Origin of the sequence: Agathobacter rectalis ATCC 33656, from assembly GCF_000020605.1 — a bacterium.
In the GTDB taxonomy this organism is placed as follows: Bacteria; Bacillota; Clostridia; order Lachnospirales; family Lachnospiraceae; genus Roseburia; species Roseburia rectalis.
On sequence record NC_012781.1, the window covers coordinates 1,293,128 to 1,315,340 of the forward strand.

At 42.8% G+C, this 22,213-nt stretch carries 20 protein-coding genes and 1 tRNA gene; 19 read left to right on the forward strand and 2 right to left on the reverse strand.

The features are described 5' to 3' along the window. Positions 1–2 precede the first annotated feature (2 nt). The 4 genes from EUBREC_RS06265 (at position 3) to pap (ending at position 5,040) form a co-directional block, all read left to right on the forward strand. Positions 3–1,367, forward strand: coding sequence for an MFS transporter (locus EUBREC_RS06265; protein ID WP_012742271.1), 1,365 nt, complete (start codon positions 3–5; stop codon positions 1,365–1,367). Then, entirely contained in the window at positions 1,351–2,313 is a 963-nt protein-coding gene (locus tag EUBREC_RS06270) for a carbohydrate kinase family protein (RefSeq protein ID WP_012742272.1), read from the forward strand. The genes EUBREC_RS06265 and EUBREC_RS06270 overlap by 17 nt, the downstream gene beginning before the upstream one ends. Positions 2,314–2,568: 255 nt before the next feature. Next, positions 2,569–3,438, forward strand: a complete 870-nt coding sequence (locus EUBREC_RS06275; protein ID WP_012742273.1) for a YitT family protein — start codon at positions 2,569–2,571, stop codon at positions 3,436–3,438. A 114-nt stretch (positions 3,439–3,552) separates the two neighbouring features. Continuing rightward, positions 3,553–5,040 carry a polyphosphate:AMP phosphotransferase gene (pap, locus tag EUBREC_RS06280; protein WP_041253989.1) on the forward strand — a complete coding sequence of 496 codons (1,488 nt, stop codon included), beginning with the start codon at positions 3,553–3,555 and terminating at the stop codon, positions 5,038–5,040. Between the two features lie 95 nt (positions 5,041–5,135). Here the strand turns inward: pap and EUBREC_RS06285 are convergent. Beyond that, positions 5,136–5,208, reverse strand: a tRNA-Lys gene (locus EUBREC_RS06285). A 95-nt stretch (positions 5,209–5,303) separates the two neighbouring features. Continuing rightward, positions 5,304–6,098 carry a Cof-type HAD-IIB family hydrolase gene (locus tag EUBREC_RS06290; protein ID WP_012742275.1) on the reverse strand — a complete coding sequence of 265 codons (795 nt, stop codon included), beginning with the start codon at positions 6,096–6,098 and terminating at the stop codon, positions 5,304–5,306. Positions 6,099–6,314: 216 nt separating this feature from the next. Here EUBREC_RS06290 and EUBREC_RS06295 point away from each other — a divergent pair, with 216 nt between their 5' ends. The 15 genes from EUBREC_RS06295 to rpiB all read left to right on the forward strand — a co-directional run bounded on the left by EUBREC_RS06295 (position 6,315) and on the right by rpiB (position 22,191). Beyond that, a complete protein-coding gene (locus tag EUBREC_RS06295; RefSeq protein ID WP_022293077.1) occupies positions 6,315–7,748 on the forward strand; it encodes an alanine/glycine:cation symporter family protein in 1,434 nt (477 codons plus the stop codon). Positions 7,749–7,767: 19 nt separating this feature from the next. Beyond that, positions 7,768–9,123: a sodium-dependent transporter gene (locus tag EUBREC_RS06300; RefSeq protein WP_012742277.1), complete on the forward strand. Its 1,356-nt coding sequence runs from the start codon at positions 7,768–7,770 to the stop codon at positions 9,121–9,123. Between the two features lie 39 nt (positions 9,124–9,162). Continuing rightward, positions 9,163–10,068 (forward strand): RNA polymerase sigma factor RpoD, encoded by a 906-nt coding sequence (locus EUBREC_RS06305; protein ID WP_012742278.1) that lies wholly within the window; start codon positions 9,163–9,165, stop codon positions 10,066–10,068. Between the two features lie 68 nt (positions 10,069–10,136). Next, positions 10,137–10,988, forward strand: coding sequence for a COG1361 family protein (locus EUBREC_RS06310; protein WP_012742279.1), 852 nt, complete (start codon positions 10,137–10,139; stop codon positions 10,986–10,988). 153 nt (positions 10,989–11,141) lie between these two features. Then, positions 11,142–12,095: an AAA family ATPase gene (locus tag EUBREC_RS06315; RefSeq protein WP_041253991.1), complete on the forward strand. Its 954-nt coding sequence runs from the start codon at positions 11,142–11,144 to the stop codon at positions 12,093–12,095. Continuing rightward, positions 12,088–13,125, forward strand: a complete 1,038-nt coding sequence (locus EUBREC_RS06320; RefSeq protein ID WP_012742281.1) for a DUF58 domain-containing protein — start codon at positions 12,088–12,090, stop codon at positions 13,123–13,125. Before EUBREC_RS06315 ends, EUBREC_RS06320 begins: the two co-directional genes overlap by 8 nt. Further along, the gene (locus tag EUBREC_RS06325) at positions 13,100–15,727 is read left to right on the forward strand and encodes a transglutaminase-like domain-containing protein (RefSeq protein WP_012742282.1); all 2,628 of its coding nucleotides are present in this window, start codon (positions 13,100–13,102) and stop codon (positions 15,725–15,727) included. Before EUBREC_RS06320 ends, EUBREC_RS06325 begins: the two co-directional genes overlap by 26 nt. Positions 15,728–15,928: 201 nt before the next feature. After that, on the forward strand, positions 15,929–18,181 hold the full coding sequence (locus EUBREC_RS06330; protein ID WP_012742283.1) for a PTS sugar transporter subunit IIABC: 2,253 nt from the start codon (positions 15,929–15,931) through the stop codon (positions 18,179–18,181). Positions 18,182–18,225: 44 nt separating this feature from the next. Next, positions 18,226–18,540, forward strand: coding sequence for a PRD domain-containing protein (locus EUBREC_RS06335; protein WP_306719115.1), 315 nt, complete (start codon positions 18,226–18,228; stop codon positions 18,538–18,540). A gap of 133 nt (positions 18,541–18,673) precedes the next feature. After that, positions 18,674–19,774 (forward strand): redox-regulated ATPase YchF, encoded by a 1,101-nt coding sequence (ychF, locus tag EUBREC_RS06340; protein WP_012742285.1) that lies wholly within the window; start codon positions 18,674–18,676, stop codon positions 19,772–19,774. Positions 19,775–19,849: 75 nt separating this feature from the next. Next, positions 19,850–20,107 carry a YlmC/YmxH family sporulation protein gene (locus EUBREC_RS06345; RefSeq protein WP_012742286.1) on the forward strand — a complete coding sequence of 86 codons (258 nt, stop codon included), beginning with the start codon at positions 19,850–19,852 and terminating at the stop codon, positions 20,105–20,107. Between the two features lie 189 nt (positions 20,108–20,296). Then, positions 20,297–20,752, forward strand: a complete 456-nt coding sequence (nrdR, locus tag EUBREC_RS06350; RefSeq protein ID WP_012742287.1) for a transcriptional regulator NrdR — start codon at positions 20,297–20,299, stop codon at positions 20,750–20,752. A gap of 45 nt (positions 20,753–20,797) precedes the next feature. Then, complete coding sequence (locus EUBREC_RS06355; protein WP_012742288.1) at positions 20,798–21,205, forward strand: hypothetical protein; 408 nt, start codon at positions 20,798–20,800, stop codon at positions 21,203–21,205. Next, positions 21,202–21,708 (forward strand): YqeG family HAD IIIA-type phosphatase, encoded by a 507-nt coding sequence (locus tag EUBREC_RS06360; protein WP_012742289.1) that lies wholly within the window; start codon positions 21,202–21,204, stop codon positions 21,706–21,708. Before EUBREC_RS06355 ends, EUBREC_RS06360 begins: the two co-directional genes overlap by 4 nt. Before the next feature lie 39 nt (positions 21,709–21,747). Continuing rightward, positions 21,748–22,191, forward strand: coding sequence for a ribose 5-phosphate isomerase B (gene rpiB / locus EUBREC_RS06365; RefSeq protein ID WP_012742290.1), 444 nt, complete (start codon positions 21,748–21,750; stop codon positions 22,189–22,191). Positions 22,192–22,213 lie beyond the last annotated feature (22 nt).

Here is a 22,213-nt window from a genome sequence, read left to right on the forward strand (position 1 = left end):
ATATGAGTAGCGAAAACAAAAATGGAAAAGTACCGCTGATCAGTAAGATTGCATATGGGTTTGGTGATGTTGGATGTAATTTCAGCTGGATGTTCGTCAGCAATTTTCTGATGATATTTTATACAGACGTGTTCGGAATCAGTATGGCGGCTGTGTCAGCACTTATGCTTTTTTCAAGATTCTGGGATGCAATCAATGATCCAATTGTCGGGGGACTTACGGATAAAACAAAATCGAGATGGGGACGGTACCGTCCATGGCTGTTAGTAGCGGCACCAATTACAGCAATCCTTCTTGTTATGACATTCTGGGCAAGACCAGACTGGCCACAGAATGGAAAAATCATTTATATGGTAATTACATATTGTCTGCTGGTTTTGGGGTATACCTGTGTGAATATTCCATATGGAACCTTGTGTGGTGCTATGACACAGGATATTGATGAACGTGCAAAAATAAATACATCCCGTTCGGTTGCAGCTATGATTGCAATTGGTGTGTTAAATATTATCACAGTTCCACTGCTCAGCAAATTCGGCAGTCACAGTGCAAAGGTAGGATATCTGACGGTTGCGGTCATATATGGATGTATTTTTACAGCCTGTCATTTCTTCTGCTTTGCGAAGACGAAAGAGGCAGTGATTATTCCGGAAAAAGAAAAAATTTCTGTGAAGGTACAGTTGAAAGCAGTCATGCAGAACAGACCATATCTTCTTGCATTGGCAGGACAGATATTATTTGGATTTACATTATATGGTAGAAACGCAGATATTCTGTATTATTTTACATATGTGGAAGGAAATGCCTCCTACTACACAACTTATTCGATGTGCATCATTATTCCTTCTATCATAGGGGCAGCCTGTTTTCAACCATTATTCCGCAAGTTGAATAACAAAGGAAGAACAGCATCTCTCTTTGCTTTATTTACAGGAATTTCCATGTTGTCTATGTTTTTCTTTAATGCCAAAGAATCACCGGCTGTTTTTTATGCATTATCAGGTCTCACACAGTTTTTTTTCTCAGGATTTAATACTGCAATCTATGCAATTATTCCAGACTGTGTGGAATATGGGGAGTGGAAAACCGGACTTAGAAATGACGGTTTTCAGTATGCATTTATTTCACTTGGAAATAAAATCGGAATGGCAGTTGGAACAGCACTTTTAGCAGGATTACTTGGAAAATGTGGTTATATTGCAAATCAGACACAAAATGCAACTGTACTTTCAATTATGAAACATGCATTTACGACGATTCCAGGTGCACTTTGGATTGTGACTGCGGTTGTATTATTTTTCTACCGGTTAAATAAAAAACGTTATAACGAGATTGTGGAGGAACTGAAAAATGGAAGAAAAAGTTGATATTGTGGCATTGGGGGAATTACTGATTGATTTTACGGAAGCAGGACACAGTCAGGGTGGGAGAAAACTGTTTGAACAGAATCCCGGTGGTGCTCCGGCAAATCTTCTGACAGTTGCAAGTCATTTTGGGTATCGCACCTCTTTTATTGGAAAAGTTGGAAACGATATGCATGGTAGATTTTTAAAGAGGACACTTCAAACGGAAGGAATCAATACAGATGCTATCGTCGAAGATCCGGATTATTTTACAACACTGGCATTTGTGGAAATCGGTGAAAATGGAGAAAGAAATTTTTCTTTTGCAAGAAAACCGGGTGCAGATACACAGTTAAAAAAAGAAGAATTGGATCAGACGTTAATTTCCGGATGCAGAATTTTTCATTTTGGATCATTATCGCTGACAGACGAGCCGGCAGAAAGCGCAACGATCGAAGCAGTAAAAATGGCAAAAGCAGCGGGTGTACTTATTTCATATGATCCAAATTACCGCCCGTCTCTTTGGAAGAGCAAAGAGTATGCAGTGAAAAAAATGAAGTCTGTTGTAGAACTGGTAGATGTCATGAAAGTATCGGATGAAGAGAGTATTCTACTGACAGGGGCTAAAAGTTATGAGCAGGCTGCAGAAGAAATTCTTGCTATGGGACCAAAGCTGGTTGCCATTACATTGGGAGAACATGGCGTTCTTATGGCAACAAAAAGCAGAAAAGAAATCATCAAAGCATTTCAGACACATGCGGTCGATACGACCGGAGCAGGGGATTCTTTCTGGGGAGGCGTATTATGCAGTATTCTTTCTATAAATAAGCCCGTAGAAAAGATGGAATGGGAAGAAATCAGAAAGTGTGCTGTTTTGGGAAATGCAGTTGCAGGATTGTGTGTGCAAAAGCGAGGTGGAATACCTGCGATTCCGATGAAAGAGGCAGTGTTTGAATTTATGCAGAAATAATGAGTGTATGTTGCAATACTGGTTTCTACAGCAGTTTGTGATGTGCTGTCATACCTTGTGAAGTAGTATCTGGAAAATTGATGATTCCGGCTTGACTTAATTTAACATCTCAAATATAATAATTGCATACATCAGAAAACGTTCACTCTTCACCGGATGAGTGGTTAAAGCGTCTGGGAGCAAATCGTAGGTGCAGTAATTTACACTGTAAGATTTGTTTCCGGGCGCTTATTTATTTTGGAGGATAGATGCAATATGAATAAGAAAAAAGAATTATTGGTACAGATTATGTGGGAGCTTGCGGGAAGCATCTTTTATGCAATAGGTATATATAACTTCGCCCTGCAGGCAGAGTTTCCTATGACAGGTTTTTCGGGTATTTCGATTATTTTATACCGGCTGTTTAATATTTCCATTGGTTTATCAACGGTCCTGCTTAATATTCCGGTTGCGATACTATGCTGCAAATTATTGGGCAGGAAATTTTTTGTCAGCTCAATACGATGCATGCTTTTGTCTTCTTTTATTGTTGACTATGTTGCGCCGTTGTTTCCGGTGTATCAGGGCGACAGACTGCTTGCGGCATTGTGCACAGGTGTATTTTGCGGAATAGGCTATGCCATGATTTATACAAGAAATTCTTCAACAGGAGGAGCTGATTTTATCATCATGGCTGTAAAAGCATTGCGGCCTCATTTATCGATGGGCAACATCTCTTTTCTTACTGATGTCGGAATTATTCTGGTTGGAGGACTTTTGTTTCGGGATATTGACGGAATGATTTACGGCATGATAGTGAATATACTGTCTGCGGTTGTTATTGATAAAATGATATATGGCATGAATTCAGGCAAAGTAGCCTTTATCGTCACAAAAAATGGAAAGAGGATATGCGATGTAATTGATGAATGCAGTCAGCGCGGAAGTACTATTCTTAAGGCGCAGGGAGGATATAAGCAGGACGATATTCAGGTGGTAATGTGTGCATGCAACAGTAAGGAAATGTACCAGGTGCGTAAATCCGTAAAAGATACAGACCCGGATTCTTTTATTGTGGTTGTTGAGTCTCATGAGGTGCACGGAGAGGGCTTTAAAATGACAAATATTGGAGAAGCGGAGAACTGAAACATACCTGAAACAAATATAGTGTGAAGATTGTATATTAGCTTGAAAAAAGCTATACTAATATAATGATGTAGCGGTTTTATGGCTGAAATTATATATTTGGGAGGTAATTACATGTTAGAAAACTGGATTAAACCACAAATTCCGGAGGAGGAAGAGCTGGATGAGCGCCTGCATGCAGCGCGCTCTAAGCTGTCTGTGCTTCAGATGCAGATTAAGGAGCATGGACTGCCTGTACTTGTGCTGTTTGAGGGCTGGGGTACTGCAGGAAAGGGCAGTGTGCTCGGTAAGGTAATCAAGAATATTGATCCGCGATTTTTCAAGGTCGCAACCATGGACGAGCCGACAGAGGAGGAAAGACGCAAGCCTTTTTTATATCGGTATTTTGTAAAGATTCCGGCAAACGGGAAGCTTGAGTTTCTTGATTCGGGCTGGATGGATGAGGTAGTAAAGGATGTACTGCACGACAAGATAGGAGAGAAGGAATACAAGAAGAAAATTGAAAGCGTGAAGCGCTTCGAGCGACAGCTGACTGACAATGGTTATCTTGTTATGAAATTTTTCTTCCAAATCAGCCGGAAGGAACAAAAAAAGCGTATTGAGGTATTAAAGGAGAATAAGGATACCAGATGGCGTGTCAGTGGAGATGAAGACTGGCAGAATAAGCATTATGACAAGTGTATGCATGTGTTTGACAGATATCTGAATGATACAAATTCGCCTGCAGATCCTTGGTATATAGTTGATGCAAAGAATAGAAAATGGGCTGAGCTTCAGGTGCTGGAGACGCTGGTTAGCGGAATAGAGACAGCACTTAAAAACAGTAATCTTGCTGTGCCACTGTTACAGAATGTGTTCCCTCTTGAGAAGATTCCAAAGCTTTCTGAGATATCACTTGATAAGGAACTATCTGAGGAAGAATACAAAAAGGAGCTCAAAAATCTGCAGTCTAAGCTTAGCGAGCTGCATAACAGGCTATACAGGCGAAAGATTCCTGTTGTCATAGCATATGAGGGCTGGGATGCAGCAGGAAAGGGTGGAAATATAAAGAGAATCACAGGGGCGCTGGATCCGAGAGGCTTTGAGGTGCATCCGATTGCAAGTCCGCTGCCAAACGAGAAAGCCAGACACTATCTGTGGAGATTTTGGAATCGTCTTCCTAAGACCGGGCATATAGCTATTTTTGACAGGACATGGTATGGCAGGGTTATGGTAGAAAGACTAGAGGGCTTTTGCAGCGAGAATGAATGGCAGCGTGCTTACAATGAGATTAATGAATTTGAAAAGGAGCTGTCAGACTGGGGTGCTGTCATCATAAAGTTCTGGGTGCAGATTGATAAGGATACACAGCTGGCTCGATTTGAGGAACGCCAGAATACTCCGGAAAAGCAATGGAAGATTACCGATGAGGACTGGAGAAACAGAGAAAAATGGGATCTGTATGAGACTGCCGTAAATGAGATGCTAAAGAAAACCAATACCACTTACGCACCATGGCATGTGCTTGAGTCAAACGACAAGAAATATGCGAGAATCAAGGCTCTTAAGATTGTGATTGATGCGATTGAAGCTGCTTTGGAGAATAAAACAGATAAAAAGTAAAAACAGATGTATATAAATAGAGATATGTAAAAAAGAAGCCGGAATAAAATCCGGCCTCTTTTAAAGTGTTGGTAAATTAATTTGGGTACAAAAAATGCGCCTCCAGGGGCTCGAACCCTGCACACCCTGATTAAGAGTCAGGTGCTCTACCAAATGAGCTAGAAGCGCAAACATCTGTGTGAATATCTGTGTCACACGGACAAATGATATTATACACAGGGTTTTACAAAAATGCAAGTACTTTTTTTGAAAAATTTAAAAAATTATAAAAAGGACTTTAAAACACTAAGTACTCCGTTTTCCCAGTAAGGCGCACAGGTGTGTTTTGCGGCTGCGATAACTTCCTGGCGGGCATTTGACACGGCGTAGCTTATACCGGCATTTTGAAGCATCTCAATATCATTCAGATTGTCACCAAAACAGCATACTTCGTCAGGAAGCAGGTCGAATCTGTCTATTAGGTATGAGAGTGCAGTCCATTTGCTGACACCCTTTGCGTTGCAGTCTACCCATTCCTTTCCGGCGGCTGCCAGGTGAGCTTTTTTATTCCATGCCGGAATGAAAACCGGTGTACACAGCTCTTCGCACTTGTCGGGATGAAAGACAGTGAATTTGATGATGTCATTTCTGTCAAGCCTTGTGATGTCATCAACCTCACGCATCTCAAAGCCGTATGAATCACGAAGCAGATGAAAGATTGGGCTGCCACCATCCTCTGCAAAGCAGAAATCAGGAGTAGCAGCAAAGTAATCGCATGCAGGCAGCTCATCGCGGACCATCCGGCACATGCCCTTCCATATATCCTCGTCCATAGGATAGGTTTTTAGGATTTCCTTTGGAGTGCGCACGACTGTTCCTCCGTCTGTTATATACAAAAGCTTGTGCTTTATCGGAGCAAACAGCTTAAATTCGCTTGAAAACTGTCTGCCGGAACAGACTACAAATATTATTCCTTTGTCTATGAGCCTGTCGATGACAGACATGTACTCAGGATCTATGAGCAGTGAGCCGTCCTTTACAAGTGTTCCGTCTATATCTGTTGCTATTAGTTTTATCATTATTTATCTCCCGGGGCGTATATCTTTTGAATATTCAACTATATCATTATAAGAAATTATAATCTCATATGCAAGGGACTTATAGTGTATTTATTACTGTTTGTGAAAGAAAAAACCAGAATATATTGAAAGTTTCCTGCTCATATTGTATCATAGTAATACTGGCTTCATCTTCAATGCGTTGAAGCAATGAAAACTAAGGGGACGATATTTACTATGATAGTAGCACTTATTGAAAAAGTTTATTCTTTCTTGTGGGGAGATCTGATACACATTCCACTGCCCGGCGGTGGGAGCGTGGGAATCTCACTGCTCATAATTCTTTTGATTCCGACAGGAATTTATTTCACTGTAAGGACAAGACTTTTACCAATCAGAATGTTTCCGGACATGATAAAGGCGCTGACAGGTAAAAAGGAAAATAAGGACAGCCTGTCCACGTTCCAGACACTCATTGTCTCTACGGCGACGAGAGTGGGCATGGGTAATCTGGTTGGCGTTGTGGCTGCCATATCAGTGGGAGGCGCAGGTGCGGTTTTCTGGATGTGGATAACAGCCATTATAGGTTCATCCACGGCTTTTGTGGAGGCTACACTGGCACAGCTTCACAAGGAGCCGGATCCATTGTACTCAGGCTATCGTGGAGGTCCGGCGTATTACATACACCATTACTTTGAGGATAAATCAGGCAAAAAGAAAAAACATGTTATTATAGCTGTTTTGTTTGCTATATCCGGACTAATCTGCTGGTGTGGCATAAGTCAGGTGATCAGCAATTCTGTCACATCATCCTTTGAAAATGCATTTGGCGTACCACCTATTTATACTACAATAATTCTGGTGGCAGTGGCTGCTGTAATAGTGCTTAGGAAAAATGCTACGGTAAAGGTGCTTGACATAGTTGTTCCTATCATGGCGGTGTGCTATTTTGCCATAACCATTTTTATCATAATTAAAAATATAGGCATGATGCCATCGGTTTTTTCAAGGATATTTGAGGAAGCCTTCGGTATCAGGCAGGTGGCTGCGGGAGGCTTTGGAGCGGTGCTCATGAACGGTGTAAAGAGAGGTCTTTTTTCAAATGAGGCAGGCTCAGGCTCAGCTCCATGCGCTGCAGCGGCGGCAGAGTGCGATACTCCTGTAAAGGCAGGACTGACGCAGGCGCTCGGTGTATTTATAGATACGATAGTGATTTGCAGCTGTACGGCAATGATCATGCTCACTGCACCGGAGAATATAGTGGCAGGGAAAGAGGGCATGGATTTATTACAGTCAGCTATGAGGTATCATCTTGGAGATTTTGGAGTTATTTTTATAGCAGTCACATTGTTTTTATTCAGCTTTTCCACCTTCCTTGGTATACTTTTTTATGCAAGGAGTAATGTTGCGTACCTGTTTGGGGATAACTGGATTTCACAGACCATGTACAAGGTGCTGGCTCTTGTTATGCTGTTTGTAGGCGGTATCGCGGCATACACATTTGTCTGGGATCTCGGAGATGTAGGAATCGGCCTTATGACTATATTCAATACAGGTATTCTCTATCTGATGGGTGGACAGGCAATAAAGGAGCTGCGAGTCTTTGAGGAGAGTAATAAAGCACAAAGCAATAGTCAATGCTCACAGCAGGGTGATAACGTAACGCAATAACAATAGGAGATATATAAATATGAAAAGAGAATCATTTAAATCACGTCTGGGATTTATACTGGTAAGTGCAGGATGCGCTATAGGCATAGGCAATGTATGGCGTTTTCCGTATGTGACAGGTCAAAACGGTGGCGGTATTTTTGTACTGTTTTACCTTATATTTCTGGTATGCATGGGACTTCCGGTGCTTACGATGGAGCTTGCTGTAGGCCGGGCCAGCAGAAAAAGTGCTGTGATGAGCTACAAGGCTCTTGAGAAAGAGGGCAGTAAATGGCATATTCACGGATGGATAGCCATGCTTGGCTGCTACATGCTCATGATGTATTACACAACAGTCTCAGGCTGGATGGTTGCGTATTTCTTTAAATTCCTAAAGGGAGATTTTACATCAGGCATGAATACTGATGACACGGCAGCTGCATTTGGAAACATGCTTGCAGACCCCAAGCAGATGGCTTTCTGGATGATAGTTACGGTTGTGCTTGGCTTTTTGGTGTGCAGCCGTGGTCTGCAGAATGGGCTCGAGAAAATCAGTAAATTTATGATGAGTGCTCTGCTCTTGCTTATCATTGTCCTTGCGGTGCACAGTATCACACTTTCAGGGGCTTTGGAAGGAGTGAAATTCTATCTTGTTCCAAATCTGGATGCGGTCTCTGAAATTGGAATAAAGAATGTAATAACAGCGGCCATGAATCAGGCGTTTTTTACGCTGAGTCTGGGTGTGGCCGCAATGGAGATATTCGGCAGCTATATGGGAAAGGACTGCACTCTTGCAGGTGAGGGTGCCAAAATATGTGCTCTTGATACATTTGTGGCTATAATGTCAGGCCTTATCATTTTCCCGGCTTGCTTCAGCTATGGGGTGGAGGTAGACGCAGGACCAAGCCTTATCTTTATCACTTTGCCAAATGTGTTTGTAAATATGCAGGGAGGCCGCATATGGGGCTGTCTTTTCTTCATGTTTATGACCTTTGCCAGCTTTTCAACCGTTATTGCGGTATTTGAGAATATTATGTCGTTTGCCATTGATATGTTTGGCTGGTCCAGAAACAAGGCTGCGCTAATAAATGGTGTGATAATACTTATTGCAAGTATGCCATGTGTACTTGGATACAATGTGTGGAGCAATCTGCACCTCATAGGAGGCAGGGATGTGCTTGACAGCGAGGACTTTATGGTAAGCAATCTGCTTCTCCCAATTGGCTCACTGGTTTATCTGCTTTTTTGTGTGACAAAGTGGGGCTGGGGCTTTGATAAGTATATAGATGAGGCAAATACAGGATCAGGACTTAAGATTTCAAGGAAGCTTAAACCGTATTTTCAGTTCATACTGCCGCTTTTAATTTTGTTTATTTTTATCCAGGGATTGATATAGTTATGTAGTTTTTGAAAATCAGACAGGAGAGTGTAAAATATGTTAGACCAGAATACCTTTATAGAGACAGTGCAGAGCGTGGCCGAGATTATCAGGACATCAGCGGAGCCGATAGGCAGAGATGAAATCATGTCTTATTTTAAGGATATGGAGCTTAATAAGGCGCAGGAGGATATGGTATTTGAATTTCTCATCACACCGCATGAGCAGGAGAATGAGAGTGCAGGCGATTATGAGGATGAATCACATGAGGACGAATTACATGGGGATGAATCGTCTGAAAATGCTGCATTGAACAATATAATTTACTCAGAAGGAGATTCGATGGCTGCCATAGCAGGTGGAAAGAATAATAAGGCCAAGCAGGATAATGAAGCTGAGCCTGATATAGACGAGGACAGCCTTATCCCGGATTCACCTATGTTTAGGATGTATCTTGAGGAGCTTGAAGAGATACCTGATTACACAAAGGCCGAGCAGGACGATATGTACAAAAAGCTGCTTGCAGGTGATGAGAGTGTGATACACACTATATCAAATTTCTGGCTCAAAAGTGTGCTTGCCATGGCAAAGAAGCTTGCCGTTACATCAGAGGGCTTTGAGGACGTAGTACAGGAGGGAAACATGGGACTTTTCATGTGCCTTACTGAGCTCTGTGGCTGCGGGGATGAGATAGATGTGGAAAAAGAGCTTTTGGATGCCATAGAGGAGTCTATGAAAGAGTGTATCAGGGAGCAGACCGGTGAGGATGAGAGCGAGAATACTGTGGTAGGAAAGGTTTCATTAGTAAACCGTGCAGTGGAGAAACTAAAATCCGATAAGGGTTTCGAGCCGAGTCTTAGTGAGCTTTCAGGCTACACCGGCGTGGATGAGGAGGAGCTTGAAAAGCTTCTGGAGCTTATCAAAAAGGCTGATGTGGAGAAAAATAAACAGGACAGTAAATAATCTGTGGCATTTGTAGATTTGTGTCATATATTAAACCATACCTGAATATATGAAAGGATGGAAAATATATGGCACGATTTACTAATCAGGCACAGCTTCGTTATGGCAACAATGTAGCCAATTCAAATATAGCAGTCGGAGAAATACTGGAGGTGCTTTCTGCTACGAAAACAGCAGTCAAAAACACCTACAATCAAAACGATACAATAACCTATGTGGTGAGCATCGTAAACTCCGGAAATACCGCGATAAACGGTCTGACACTTTCTGACAATCTAGGTGCTTATACCTTTAACACCAACACTCTTGTACCATTAACCTATGTGAATAATACCACAAAATACTATACAAACGGCACACTCCAGGCAGCGCCTGCAGTAACCCAGGGACCGCCTCTTAGCATAACAGGCATAAATGTCCCGGCAGGTGGCAATGCAACTGTCATCTATGAGGCAGCGTTAAATGAGTATGCTCCTCTTGGCACAGAGGCATCTGTCACAAACACCGCTACAGTAAGCGGCACAGGAATCACTCCGGTCACAGCAGCAGAGACAGTAAATGCCGAGGCTGCACCAAATCTTGCAATTACTAAGTCAGTAAGCCCTGTTCCTGTGACGGAAAACGGTACACTGACCTATACCTTCAGGATTCAAAACTACGGAAGCGTTGCGGCAACCAATACCACAGGCGTGGTTATAACAGACACATTTGCTCCGGTTTTGAACAATCTTACAGCCGCATTAAACGGCACAGCCTGGACCGCAGCTACAGATTACACTTACAATGAGGCGACAGGCACATTTTCGAGCACGGCAGGTGCAATCACTGTTCCGGCTGCAACCTACACACAGGATAGCACAACCGGTGCGTGGATTGTCACACCGGGTGAGAGCACACTTGTCATCACCGGAACAGTGTAGCGGCAGAGGTGATTAATTTTAAGAATTGTTTAATTTAAGGGATAAAAGTTGAAATATTGATACTAAATATGTAAAATATATATAGCTGTTTATGAATAAGATGATGAAGATGATCATCGGCAGTTTAAAATGATTAACCGGGGGATAAGACAAATGAATAATGCACAGTTAGTGATAGACGAAGTAAAAAAGGCAGTAAAGGGCAAGGATGATTGTATCATCAAGGCATTTGCTGCCTTTTTGGCAGGTGGACATATACTGCTTGAGGATGTGCCGGGAGTGGGAAAGACTACGCTTGCAGTAGCTTTTTCAAGGGCGATGGCGCTTGTGAATCACAGAGTACAGTTCACTCCGGATGTGCTGCCTGCTGATATACTTGGCTTTTCGATGTATCAGAAGCAGACCGGAGAGTTTGTGTACCGCGAGGGTGCCGTGATGTGTAATCTGTTTCTGGCAGATGAGATTAACAGAACAAGTCCCAAAACACAGTCTGCGCTCCTGGAGGTTATGGAGGAGGGAAATGTCACTGTGGATGGAATAAGCAGGAAGGTCCCGGAGCCGTTTATAGTGATGGCCACTCAAAATCCAAAGGGCAGCGCCGGTACACAGTTGTTGCCGGAGTCACAGCTTGACAGGTTTATGATATGTATGAGCATGGGATATCCTTCACATGAGGCAGAGGTGGATATCGCAAAGGGCAAAAGTGTGAAGGCTGATGAGTATACGATAAAGCCTGTTATGAATGCACAGGGACTTGTTGAGATGCAGGGAGAGGTTGAACAGGTGTTTATACATGACAGTATTTATTCGTACATTGTGGATCTGGTTGATGCGACAAGGACAAGTCCGTACATTGAGCTTGGAGTGAGTCCGAGAGGTACGATTGCGTGTGTTAGGATGGCAAAGGCATATGCGTATCTGAGTGGGCGAAGCTATGTCATACCATCTGATGTGGTTTCTGTATTTGCGGATGTGACAAAGCACAGAATCGTGCTAAATACCAAGGCGAGAGTATCACACGTATCAGAGCTTTCAGTGATAGATGAGATACTAAAGGCTGTAAAACAGCCGACAACTTATGTGAAAAAGGCAGGTAATCGTGATTAGTTTTTTGATAGGAATAATTACTGCGGCAATAGTTTTTTATATGTCGATGATATACGGTAATGCTGCGCTGGCACTGCTTGGCTGCTTTATGTGTGTGTTTATGGTGCTGACATTTATAGCATTGCTTGTAAAGGCGCACCGGGCGGTGGCAGCTATAAACATTCCGATAGCTATCGCCACACAGGGCGAGAGTATCAGGGTGAGTCTTTCCTGCCGGCTGAAGGAGGCAGGCTTTTATGGTGTAAAATACCGTGTAACGGTGAAAAATAATTTATCCGGCGAAAAAAGTACAAAATGGCTGTCAGGAGGCAGTGATTTTTTGTACAGCGTGAACCTGTGCGGCAATTATGAATTTGAGCTTGTAAGGATAAAGCTATATGACTTTTCAAGGCTTTTTTATGTCACGAAAAGAGTTAAAAAATATGCAAATGTTGAGGTGATGCCGCAGATTGATGAGATTCCTGTCAGGATAACGGACAGAGTGAGAAATTTCTTTGGGGATTCTGATATCTATGATGATTTAAGACCCGGATATGATCCGTCGGAGCTGTTTGATGTCAGAGAGTTTCAAAACGGTGACAGGCTGCAGAGTGTGCATTGGAAGCTTTCTGCAAGGACTGATGAGCTGATGGTAAAGGAAAACAGCCTGCCAAAGGCATGTGCCGTGGCCATAGTCGCAGACTTAAAGGGGATAAAGAAGGGCAGACAGACGGATGCATTTATGAAGCTTCTTGTCTCACTTTCCTTTTCGCTTATGGATCAAAAATGCTCTCATTATGTGGCGTGGTATGATACCGCCATAAACGATATTGTGAGAGCCAGAGTGGATGACGAGGAGGGCTTTTACATATTTTTGAACAGTTTTCTTAAAATAAAGCCGGATACAAAAAATGATGCACTTTTTTTGTATGAGGAAAAGTACCGGGCAGAAAAGCTTGTGTGTCTGCTTAGTGTGGACGGAAGACTTCAGATAAAAAGGGGAGAGGAGATAGTTGGCAGAGCGGATGAAAAAAACGAGATTGTCATTTAGGAAAAGCAGATGGCAGAGATCTGATACAAATGAGATAAAGCCTGATTATAATAATGTATTTACAGTGCTTGGTGTCCTGCTTACTGAACTTGCCAATGCAGCTGCAGCAGTACTTCTTACGGTGTGTGCAGTGTCTGTTGTGAATACGACCGTTTCACATGTGAGATGCCCATATTATGTGTATGTGTGGCTGTTTATTTTTTCGGTGATAAGCGGCTTTATAAACAGGCTTACATCGCTTGACACAAGAAAATGGGTGCGCCATGCGATAAATACGGGGCTGCTGCTTGTATTTGTGCTTGGAGTGTTTATTGCAAACTGGCAGGCTGCAGAGCATATAAAAGACGGCTTTTTGTATGTAAAGGGCAGGTATCTTGAGATAATAAATGTGTACTATGGCACTTCATTTGTCTGTCCAAAGGGCGATAAAGCCTTTGCGGGGGCGTTTGTTGGCTTTGTATCGTTTATAGTTATGCTTTTGCTGGTGACACTGGCGGTTCAAATTAAAAGAAAACGCATGCTCACATTATTTCCAACGCTTATGCTTGCGGTACAGCTGTGCATAGGCAAAAGCCCAAGTGTCAGCGAGGTTGTTATGCTCACGCTGTGTACACTCTGGTGTCTTATCGCAGATGGCAACGCACGCACAGTGGCAGGATATGATGCAAATGGCAGTGCACAGGGCAATGAGGCTTTAAGGATAGCGGCGGCGTTTTTATACATGGCGGCGGTGTCTGCAGTACTTTTCATATGTGTATTTTCATTTAAACCTCTTGCTGATACACTTGCCGATAAAAAGCCACAGATGCTTGCCTTTCAAAAGGATTTGGAGGGCAGCGTAAAATCATTCTTCAGCGTGGGGATTGATTTACAGGATGGCACGGTTAGTAATCACTATCCAAGCTACAGTGAAAAAACAGTGATGACGGTAGAAGCATCATCAGGCGCACCTTCTAATATTTATCTGAGAAGCTTCTACGGTGATACCTATGAGAATGGCAGATGGATTAAAAAGTCTGATTTTTCCGGGATGGAAAAAGAGTATCATGATGCTTCAAGGATGACAGCCTGGCAGACTACAATCGGATTAGCAACGCTGCTTGATGGTTATTATGATGATGAGACCAATCCGGCCACCGAAAAGTATACAATCACGATGGAGAAGCTTTCCACCAAATACGCCTATTTACCGTACTGTATAGACCCATACAGTATAGATGCCAAGGGTGATATAGATTTTGACGAAGACTTTTTTATCACAAAGGATAAAGGGACAAAGACTATCGAGGTGTCGGCGTGCCCCGGCTTTTTCGATGGTAGTCTGGAAATGTCTATCCTTGAGCCGGAGCAGCCTCTTGAGGTCAATAATGATTTCTATGCGGCATACAATAATTATGTAATGGAAAACTATACTGCAAAGCAGGGTGGTGACGGGATTGTTGCGGAAGATGCAAAGTGGCTTCTTAGGACAGGACAGCTCACAAGCAATATGATGTATACAGGCTATATAAGAGAAAATGATGCCAACAGGATTGCGGCAGCACAGCTGGTGCAGCAGTTTCTGACATCGAAGGCTTTTAAGTACAGCAAAAATCCTCCTTCCACAGGTGGTAAGGATGTAGTTGAAAATTTCCTCTCAAATAGCAGACAGGGCTTTTGTGTGCATTTTGCATCGGCTGGCACGATGATACTCAGACAGATGGGCGTTCCATGCCGTTATGTAAGCGGATACTGTGCAAAGGAGGACAGCTTCAAATCCGGTGAAAATGATGAGGATATATGTGAGGTGAAGGATTCGCAGTCGCATGCTTGGGTTGAAATATATCTGGATGATTTCGGATGGATTCCGGTGGAGATGACACCGGGATATTTTGAGTATGTGACAGGTGAGAATCCGTTTGACTATATTGGTGTCAACGGAAAGAAAACAAACACCGGTGCTGCTTATAATGATAGTGAGCATATGAATGATACTGCGGCAGATGAAGATGCTGCAAATGAAGATACAAAAAATACAGATGCAGAAAATGATGACACAGCAAAAGATGATACATCAAAAGCTGCAGCAAACAGTACATCAGGTGATGGCAGTGAGAAGGCTTATGGTTCACAGTCAGGTGCGGATAAACGTACAGATGCTCAGAACTCAAAAACGAGACTTCATATACCACCGGTGATTTTAAAAACCTCACTCTGTGTGATTTTTCTGACTGCACTTACAGCCATCATAGTTTATATCAAAAGGCGAAGAAATATTTTGTGGGAAGCAAGACTTGAAAAAAGGGTGAAAAAATGCCGTTACAGCAGGGCTGCAATAATGATAAACAACCGCATCTACAAAGGACTGGGACATCCTTCAAAAAACAGGACAGATGAGCTTTATCTGGCTAACCTTAAGGAAAAATACTGCGGACCGGATTATTGCGGAATCCACTGGGACGAGTACATGCGCATCATACAAAAGGCTGTGTATTCATCAGAGGGCATCACGGGGGAAGAATGCTTTATGGTGATGGAAACATGGAGGCGTCTGGAGAAAAAAGACATTAGACATAATTCACAAAAAAACATGTATAAAAACAGCATGATTAACAAAAAATAAATTCGTTGGGAAAATTGTGTTGAAATGATAAAGCTTCTGTGATATAAACTTTAACAGACGTGTTACTTTTAGGGAGGCATTTGTCGTACATAACTTTTAACAGGGTTAGTGTATGATAAGTGCCTCCTTTTTGTCGCTGGAGCAAAAAAGAATGATAGGTGCAAATCGGTACATACCCTGCATTTATAGGAGGAAAAGCTCATGAAAGACAAAATTTTTGGTGTCCTGCAGAGAGTAGGACGAAGCTTCATGCTTCCAATCGCAATCCTTCCGGTAGCAGGCTTGCTTTTAGGACTAGGAAGCTCATTCACCAACACCACAACAATTGAGACCTATGGTTTACAGTGGCTGCTCGGGGATAAGACTATACTCCATGCACTTCTTGTAATCATGAATGCGGTCGGAAGTGCCATATTCGATAACCTTCCGCTCATTTTTGCGGTCGGAGTAGCAATCGGAATGGCAAAGAAGGAAAAAGAGGTGTCAGCACTTTCAGCAGTCATAGCATACTTTGTTATGAATGTATCAATCAATGCGATGCTCAAGATTTCCGGAAAAATCCTTGCAGACGGAAGCATTGCAAAGGATGTGCTTGATGGAACCATCACATCAGTATGTGGTATCCAGTCATTGCAGATGGGTGTGTTTGGCGGAATTATTGTAGGACTGGGAGTGGCAGCACTGCACAACCGTTTCTACAAGATTGAGCTGCCGAATGCATTGTCATTTTTCGGTGGAACAAGATTTGTGCCTATCATCTCAACCGTGGCATATCTGTTTGTAGGAATCCTAATGTATTTTATCTGGCCGACAGTGCAGAACGGAATCTATGCACTCGGCGGAGTGGTGACAGGAACAGGATATTTCGGAACACTTCTCTTTGGTATTATAAAGAGAGCTCTTATTCCATTCGGACTGCACCATGTATTTTACATGCCGTTCTGGCAGACAGCAGTCGGTGGAACAATGGAGGTTGCAGGACATATGGTTGAGGGTGGACAGAACATCTTCTTCGCACAGCTTGCTGACTCTGCAAATATCGCACATTTCAGTGCCGATGCCACAAGATATTTCTCGGGAGAGTTCATTTTCATGATTTTTGGACTTCCGGGAGCAGCACTTGCAATGTATAAATGTGCAAAGCCGGAAAAGAAAAAACAGGCAGGAAGCCTTTTACTTTCTGCAACACTTGCATGTATGTTTACAGGAATCACAGAGCCTCTTGAGTTCTCATTCCTTTTCGTAGCACCGGCTCTCTTTGCAGTACAGGTAGTGCTCGCAGGAAGCGCATACATGATAGCACATATTTTAAACATCGCTGTAGGACTTACTTTCTCAGGAGGATTACTTGATTTCTTCCTGTTTGGTATATTGCAGGGAAATGAAAAGACAAGCTGGCTGCTCGTGATTCCGGTGGGAATAGTATATTTCTTACTGTATTACTTTATTTTCAGCTTCCTTATAAAGAAGTTTGATTTCAAGACTCCGGGCCGTGAGGATGACGATACAGAGACAAAGCTCTACACCAAGGCAGATGTAAATGCAAGAAAAGCTGCTAAGGATACAAAAGCTTCTGACGACAAAGCGACTGTAGACGAGCTCTCGCAGACTATATCACGAGGTCTCGGCGGCAAAGCCAATATCTCAGATGTGGACTGCTGTGCGACAAGGCTTCGTATCACAGTAATTGATCCCGACAAGGTAAACGATGCGCTTCTTAAATCAACAGGAGCATCAGGAGTCGTGCACAAGGGACAGGGCGTACAGATTATCTATGGACCAAGAGTAACAGTGATAAAATCAGATCTGGAGGATTATCTTGCGAGTGTGACAGAGGAGCATTTCGAGGATGATGCAGCAGAAAATAATACAGCAGACGCAGATGAAGTGAAGAATGAAAATGCAGCTTCGGCCACTGATTCAAAAACAGAAGATTCAAGCACCGTTTCAGATAAAGCACAGGACGCTGCTGACACCAAAGAGCCGACAAGCACAGTTATCATCTCAAGCCCTATGACAGGAATAGCAGCAGACCTCTCAACAGCACCGGATGAGGCTTTTGCCGGCAAAATGATGGGTGACGGAGCAGTAGTCACACCTGAGGAGGGCGTGGTTGTAGCACCTGAGGATGGAACTGTTTTATTCGTTTTTGATACAAAGCATGCTTTGGGATTTACAACCGACTCAGGAATTGGTATGATAATCCATGTAGGAATTGATACAGTAAAGCTCGAGGGTAAAGGCTTTGACGTACAGGTTGAGGCAGGATGCCATGTTAATAAGGGCGATGTGCTCATGAAGCTTGACCTTGACTACTTAAAGGCGAACGCACCATCAGTTACAACTCCTGTCATCTGCACAGAGCTAAAAGATAATCAGAAAATCCGCCTCATCACAGACGGACCGATTAAGGCGGGGGAGCCTCTCTACGCAGTTGACACCTACGAGAAGTAATTCATACATCCTTAAACAATTCAAAGGTATCGGATGCCATGGAGATGGCGGCAGCAGTTCGAAAATGCGCCACATTTATAGAGGAAAAGATTGGAAAGCACATAGATGTCACTACTATGGCCTACAACCGCCTCATGAACCATATCCGCCACATGGTATCAAGAGCCGCGACCGGAGAAAAATTAAAGGTTGATCTCAATCAGTTTATCGAGAAAAATTATCCGGAGTCATTCGCACTGGCAGGTGATATATGTAAAGAGCTTGGAAAGGACTTAAATCATGAGTTTTTGGACAATGAGACAGGCTACCTTGCCATACATATCGAGCAGATTAAGTGTGATGAGATGGTAAGTGAATAATAAAATGTGAAAACCTTCCTGCATATTAGGTTATGTACAAATCTCTTGCAATGTGGTACACTACATAGTTGTATCAACAAACATCCGATACACAAAATACATATGAAATCAATTTAAAGGAGATATATATACCATGAAACTCGGAATCGTCGGACTTCCGAACGTCGGAAAGTCTACATTATTCAACTCACTCACAAAGGCAGGAGCGCTTTCAGCAAACTATCCTTTTGCCACAATCGACCCAAACGTAGGTATTGTTTCAGTGCCTGACGAGAGAATCGTAAAGCTCGGAGAGCTCTATCACACAAAGAAGGTTACACCTGCAACAATCGAATTTGTTGATATCGCAGGTCTTGTGAAGGGAGCCAGTAAGGGTGAGGGACTTGGAAACCAGTTCCTTGCAAATATCCGTGAGGTAGATGCAATCGTACACGTAGTGCGCTGCTTTGAGGATACAAACATTATCCATGTAGATGGCTCTGTAGATCCTGCAAGAGATATCGAGACAATCAATCTTGAGCTTATTTTCTCGGATGTTGAGATTCTTGACAGGCGAATTGCAAAGATTGCAAAGCAGGCAAGAATGGACAAGACACTTGCAAAGGAGCTTGAGCTTGTTGAGGCAGTAAAGGCTCATCTTGAGGACGGAAAGATGGCCAGAACCTTTGAAGTGCCTGATGATGAGGATGCACAGCTTTGGTTCAAGGGATATAATCTCCTTACAGCAAAGCCTACCATCTACGCAGCAAACGTATCAGAGGACGACCTCGCAGATGACGGCGCAAGCAATCCGCATGTTGCAAAGGTAAGAGAAATGGCAAAGGAAGAGGGCGCAGAGGTATTTGTTATCTGTGCACAGATTGAGCAGGAGCTTGCAGATCTCGATGAGGACGAAAAGAAGGAGTACCTTGAGGATTTAGGTGTTGAGTCAAGCGGTCTCGATAAGCTTGTAGCAGCCAGCTATTCACTTCTCGGACTTATTTCCTTCCTCACAGCAGGAGAGGATGAGTGCCGTGCATGGACTATAAAGAAAGGTACAAAGGCACCACAGGCAGCCGGCAAGATACATACTGATTTCGAGCGTGGCTTCATCAAGGCGGAGGTAGTCAACTATCAGGATCTTCTTGACAACGGAAGCCTTGCAGCCGCAAGAGAAAAGGGCATCGTAGGCATGGAAGGAAAAGAGTACGTTGTTAAGGACGGAGATGTAATTCTTTTCAGATTTAATGTATAATTTTATGAATAAAACGCTTTTATAAGCACAAAATCAAAAAGAAACGCATAAGATAGACCAAGGGAGGTCTGTTTTATGCGTTTTCTGGATTTATGCGAAAAAGAGGTTGTGAGCGTGGAGGAGGGCAGGTTCATAGGGCACGTACGGGATTTGGAGTTTGACCCGGTCTGTGGCAAAATCTGTGCGATTATCGTGCCGGGACCGGGAAAATATATGGGAATATTTTGCAGGGATTATGAATATTGTATTCCATGGGTTAAGATTGTGAAGATTGGACCCGATATAATATTGGTAAATATATGTGAGTCTGATATGCGGCGCAAGCTGTTATGATTTTATAAATACAAAAAAAATATAAAAAAAGTCGAAATCAGTACAAAACATATTGACAACGAAAATTAGTATATATATACTAAAATATGTATAGGTCTTTTTAAATACAGATGATGATTTGAAGTATTATAATGAGAAACAAAGATATTTTGCTTCTTCATACTATATGATACCTACGGAGGGTACAGCATGAAGTGTCCATTTTGCAGTAGTGACAACACAAGGGTAATAGACTCAAGACCGGCTGATGACAACAGCTCTATCAGGCGCAGAAGGCTGTGCGATGATTGCGGCAAGCGTTTCACTACATATGAGAAGGTGGAGACAATCCCGCTCATCGTTATAAAAAAGGACAACAACAGAGAGCAGTATGACCGCTCCAAGATTGAAAAGGGCGTGCTTCTTGCATGTCACAAGAGACCGATTTCAGCAGATACAATCTCAAAGCTTGTAGATGAGGTCGAGATAGAAATCTTTGCCAGAGAGGAAAAGGAAATCTCTACATCACTCATCGGAGAGTTGATTATGGACAGATTAAAGGACCTTGATGCGGTAGCATATGTGAGGTTTGCGTCAGTTTACAGAGAGTTTAAGGATGTCAATACATTTATGACAGAGCTTAAAAAGATGCTTGACACCAAATAGTGTTTAGGCAGCAGGATTTATTTAAAACAGGATGGGAAGGTGCGTATGAACATTTCCGGTATTCGCCCGAGCGAAGGCTTTTATTCATACAATTCCATAAGGGTAAACGAGCTTAGAAACAGCCAGATTATGAGTTCGAAGCAGGCAGTGGATGACACAGCTTCACAGCAATCCATTGCTGATGATACGGCTGATTATGAGGCTGCAAGGGCAAGGCAGAGCTTTACCTCGCTTGATTATGCAAAGACATATGATTCCAATGCGAGCTATGAGCTTAAGGGTGCTGACAGTGATATCAGCACACTTGATGTCGCAAAGGCTGTATCCGATTTAGACAAGGATAAGGTATTGCAGCAGTATCAGCATTTTGTCGGCAGTGCGGATGGTATGGTTATGCAGCAGGCAGCCTTGAATGAACAGATTAACAGGGAGACAGAGAATTTTATACTATGAGTTTTTTATACCCGGGAGAGTACATTGACTCGACATACAGCATAGATTTTGATAAATTATATAAGGAGGGCTACAGGGGCATTATTTTTGATATCGACAACACCCTTGTGACTCATGGTTCGCCTGCTGATGAGCGGGCGATTGCTTTGTTTAAGCACCTTAAGGAGCTTGGTTTTTCGTGCCTTGTGCTCTCAAACAACAAAGAGCCGCGTGTGAAGAGCTTTGCTAAGCAGGTTGGGATAAAGTATATCTACAAGGCAGGAAAGCCCAAGCCATCAGGCTATCGTACAGCAATGGAGAGGCTTGGCACAGATACGAAAAACACTCTTTTTGTGGGAGATCAGATATTTACAGATATCATCGGAGCTAATCTTACGGGCATCAGATCAATACTTGTAGCACCTATTGACCCACATGAGGAGATACAGATTGTGCTTAAGCGCTTTATTGAAAAGCCTGTAATTGCATGCTACAAGAAGCATTTAAAGAAAGTAAATAAATAATTTTTAACTAATAATTTAAAATTTGGAGGCATATATATTATGAAGATTGCAATCGGAAACGATCACGCAGCAGTTGAGCTTAAAAAGACAATAATGGAGTACGTTGAGAGCATGGGTCACGAGGTTACCAACTTCGGCACAGATTCAAGTGAGAGCTGCAATTACCCGGAGTATGGTGAGAAGGTGGCTAATGCAGTGGCATCGGGCGAGTTTGACTGCGGAATACTGATATGCGGTACCGGTGTGGGTATCTCAATAGCAGCCAATAAGGTCAACGGAATCCGTGCGGCAGTTTGCTCAGACACAGCCACAGCACGCCTTGTAAAACAGCACAACAATGCCAATATCATAGCCTTTGGTGAGAGGATTGTAGGTGTTGAGCTTGCAAAGGATATCGTAAAGGCTTATCTGACAGCCGAGTTTGAGGGCGGCAGACACGCAAAGAGAATAGCTATGATATCGGATATCGAGGCTAGAAACTAATATAAAACCAATACAAATTCAT

What these genes read in the sequence shown, in the direction of transcription:
- EUBREC_RS06310 (WP_012742279.1), top strand. Translation starts at nt 10,137, where the DNA reads ATGGCACGATTTACTAATCAGGCACAGCTTCGTTATGGCAACAATGTA.
- EUBREC_RS06360 (WP_012742289.1), top strand. Translation starts at nt 21,202, where the DNA reads ATGAGTTTTTTATACCCGGGAGAGTACATTGACTCGACATACAGCATA.
- nrdR (WP_012742287.1), top strand. Translation starts at nt 20,297, where the DNA reads ATGAAGTGTCCATTTTGCAGTAGTGACAACACAAGGGTAATAGACTCA.
- ychF (WP_012742285.1), top strand. Translation starts at nt 18,674, where the DNA reads ATGAAACTCGGAATCGTCGGACTTCCGAACGTCGGAAAGTCTACATTA.
- EUBREC_RS06275 (WP_012742273.1), top strand. Translation starts at nt 2,569, where the DNA reads ATGAATAAGAAAAAAGAATTATTGGTACAGATTATGTGGGAGCTTGCG.
- EUBREC_RS06335 (WP_306719115.1), top strand. Translation starts at nt 18,226, where the DNA reads ATGGCGGCAGCAGTTCGAAAATGCGCCACATTTATAGAGGAAAAGATT.
- EUBREC_RS06300 (WP_012742277.1), top strand. Translation starts at nt 7,768, where the DNA reads ATGAAAAGAGAATCATTTAAATCACGTCTGGGATTTATACTGGTAAGT.
- rpiB (WP_012742290.1), top strand. Translation starts at nt 21,748, where the DNA reads ATGAAGATTGCAATCGGAAACGATCACGCAGCAGTTGAGCTTAAAAAG.
- EUBREC_RS06290 (WP_012742275.1), bottom strand. Translation starts at nt 6,098, where the DNA reads ATGATAAAACTAATAGCAACAGATATAGACGGAACACTTGTAAAGGAC.
- EUBREC_RS06305 (WP_012742278.1), top strand. Translation starts at nt 9,163, where the DNA reads ATGTTAGACCAGAATACCTTTATAGAGACAGTGCAGAGCGTGGCCGAG.
- EUBREC_RS06345 (WP_012742286.1), top strand. Translation starts at nt 19,850, where the DNA reads ATGCGTTTTCTGGATTTATGCGAAAAAGAGGTTGTGAGCGTGGAGGAG.
- EUBREC_RS06355 (WP_012742288.1), top strand. Translation starts at nt 20,798, where the DNA reads ATGAACATTTCCGGTATTCGCCCGAGCGAAGGCTTTTATTCATACAAT.
- pap (WP_041253989.1), top strand. Translation starts at nt 3,553, where the DNA reads ATGTTAGAAAACTGGATTAAACCACAAATTCCGGAGGAGGAAGAGCTG.
- EUBREC_RS06325 (WP_012742282.1), top strand. Translation starts at nt 13,100, where the DNA reads ATGAAAAAAACGAGATTGTCATTTAGGAAAAGCAGATGGCAGAGATCT.
- EUBREC_RS06270 (WP_012742272.1), top strand. Translation starts at nt 1,351, where the DNA reads ATGGAAGAAAAAGTTGATATTGTGGCATTGGGGGAATTACTGATTGAT.
- EUBREC_RS06330 (WP_012742283.1), top strand. Translation starts at nt 15,929, where the DNA reads ATGAAAGACAAAATTTTTGGTGTCCTGCAGAGAGTAGGACGAAGCTTC.
- EUBREC_RS06315 (WP_041253991.1), top strand. Translation starts at nt 11,142, where the DNA reads ATGAATAATGCACAGTTAGTGATAGACGAAGTAAAAAAGGCAGTAAAG.
- EUBREC_RS06265 (WP_012742271.1), top strand. Translation starts at nt 3, where the DNA reads ATGAGTAGCGAAAACAAAAATGGAAAAGTACCGCTGATCAGTAAGATT.
- EUBREC_RS06295 (WP_022293077.1), top strand. Translation starts at nt 6,315, where the DNA reads ATGATAGTAGCACTTATTGAAAAAGTTTATTCTTTCTTGTGGGGAGAT.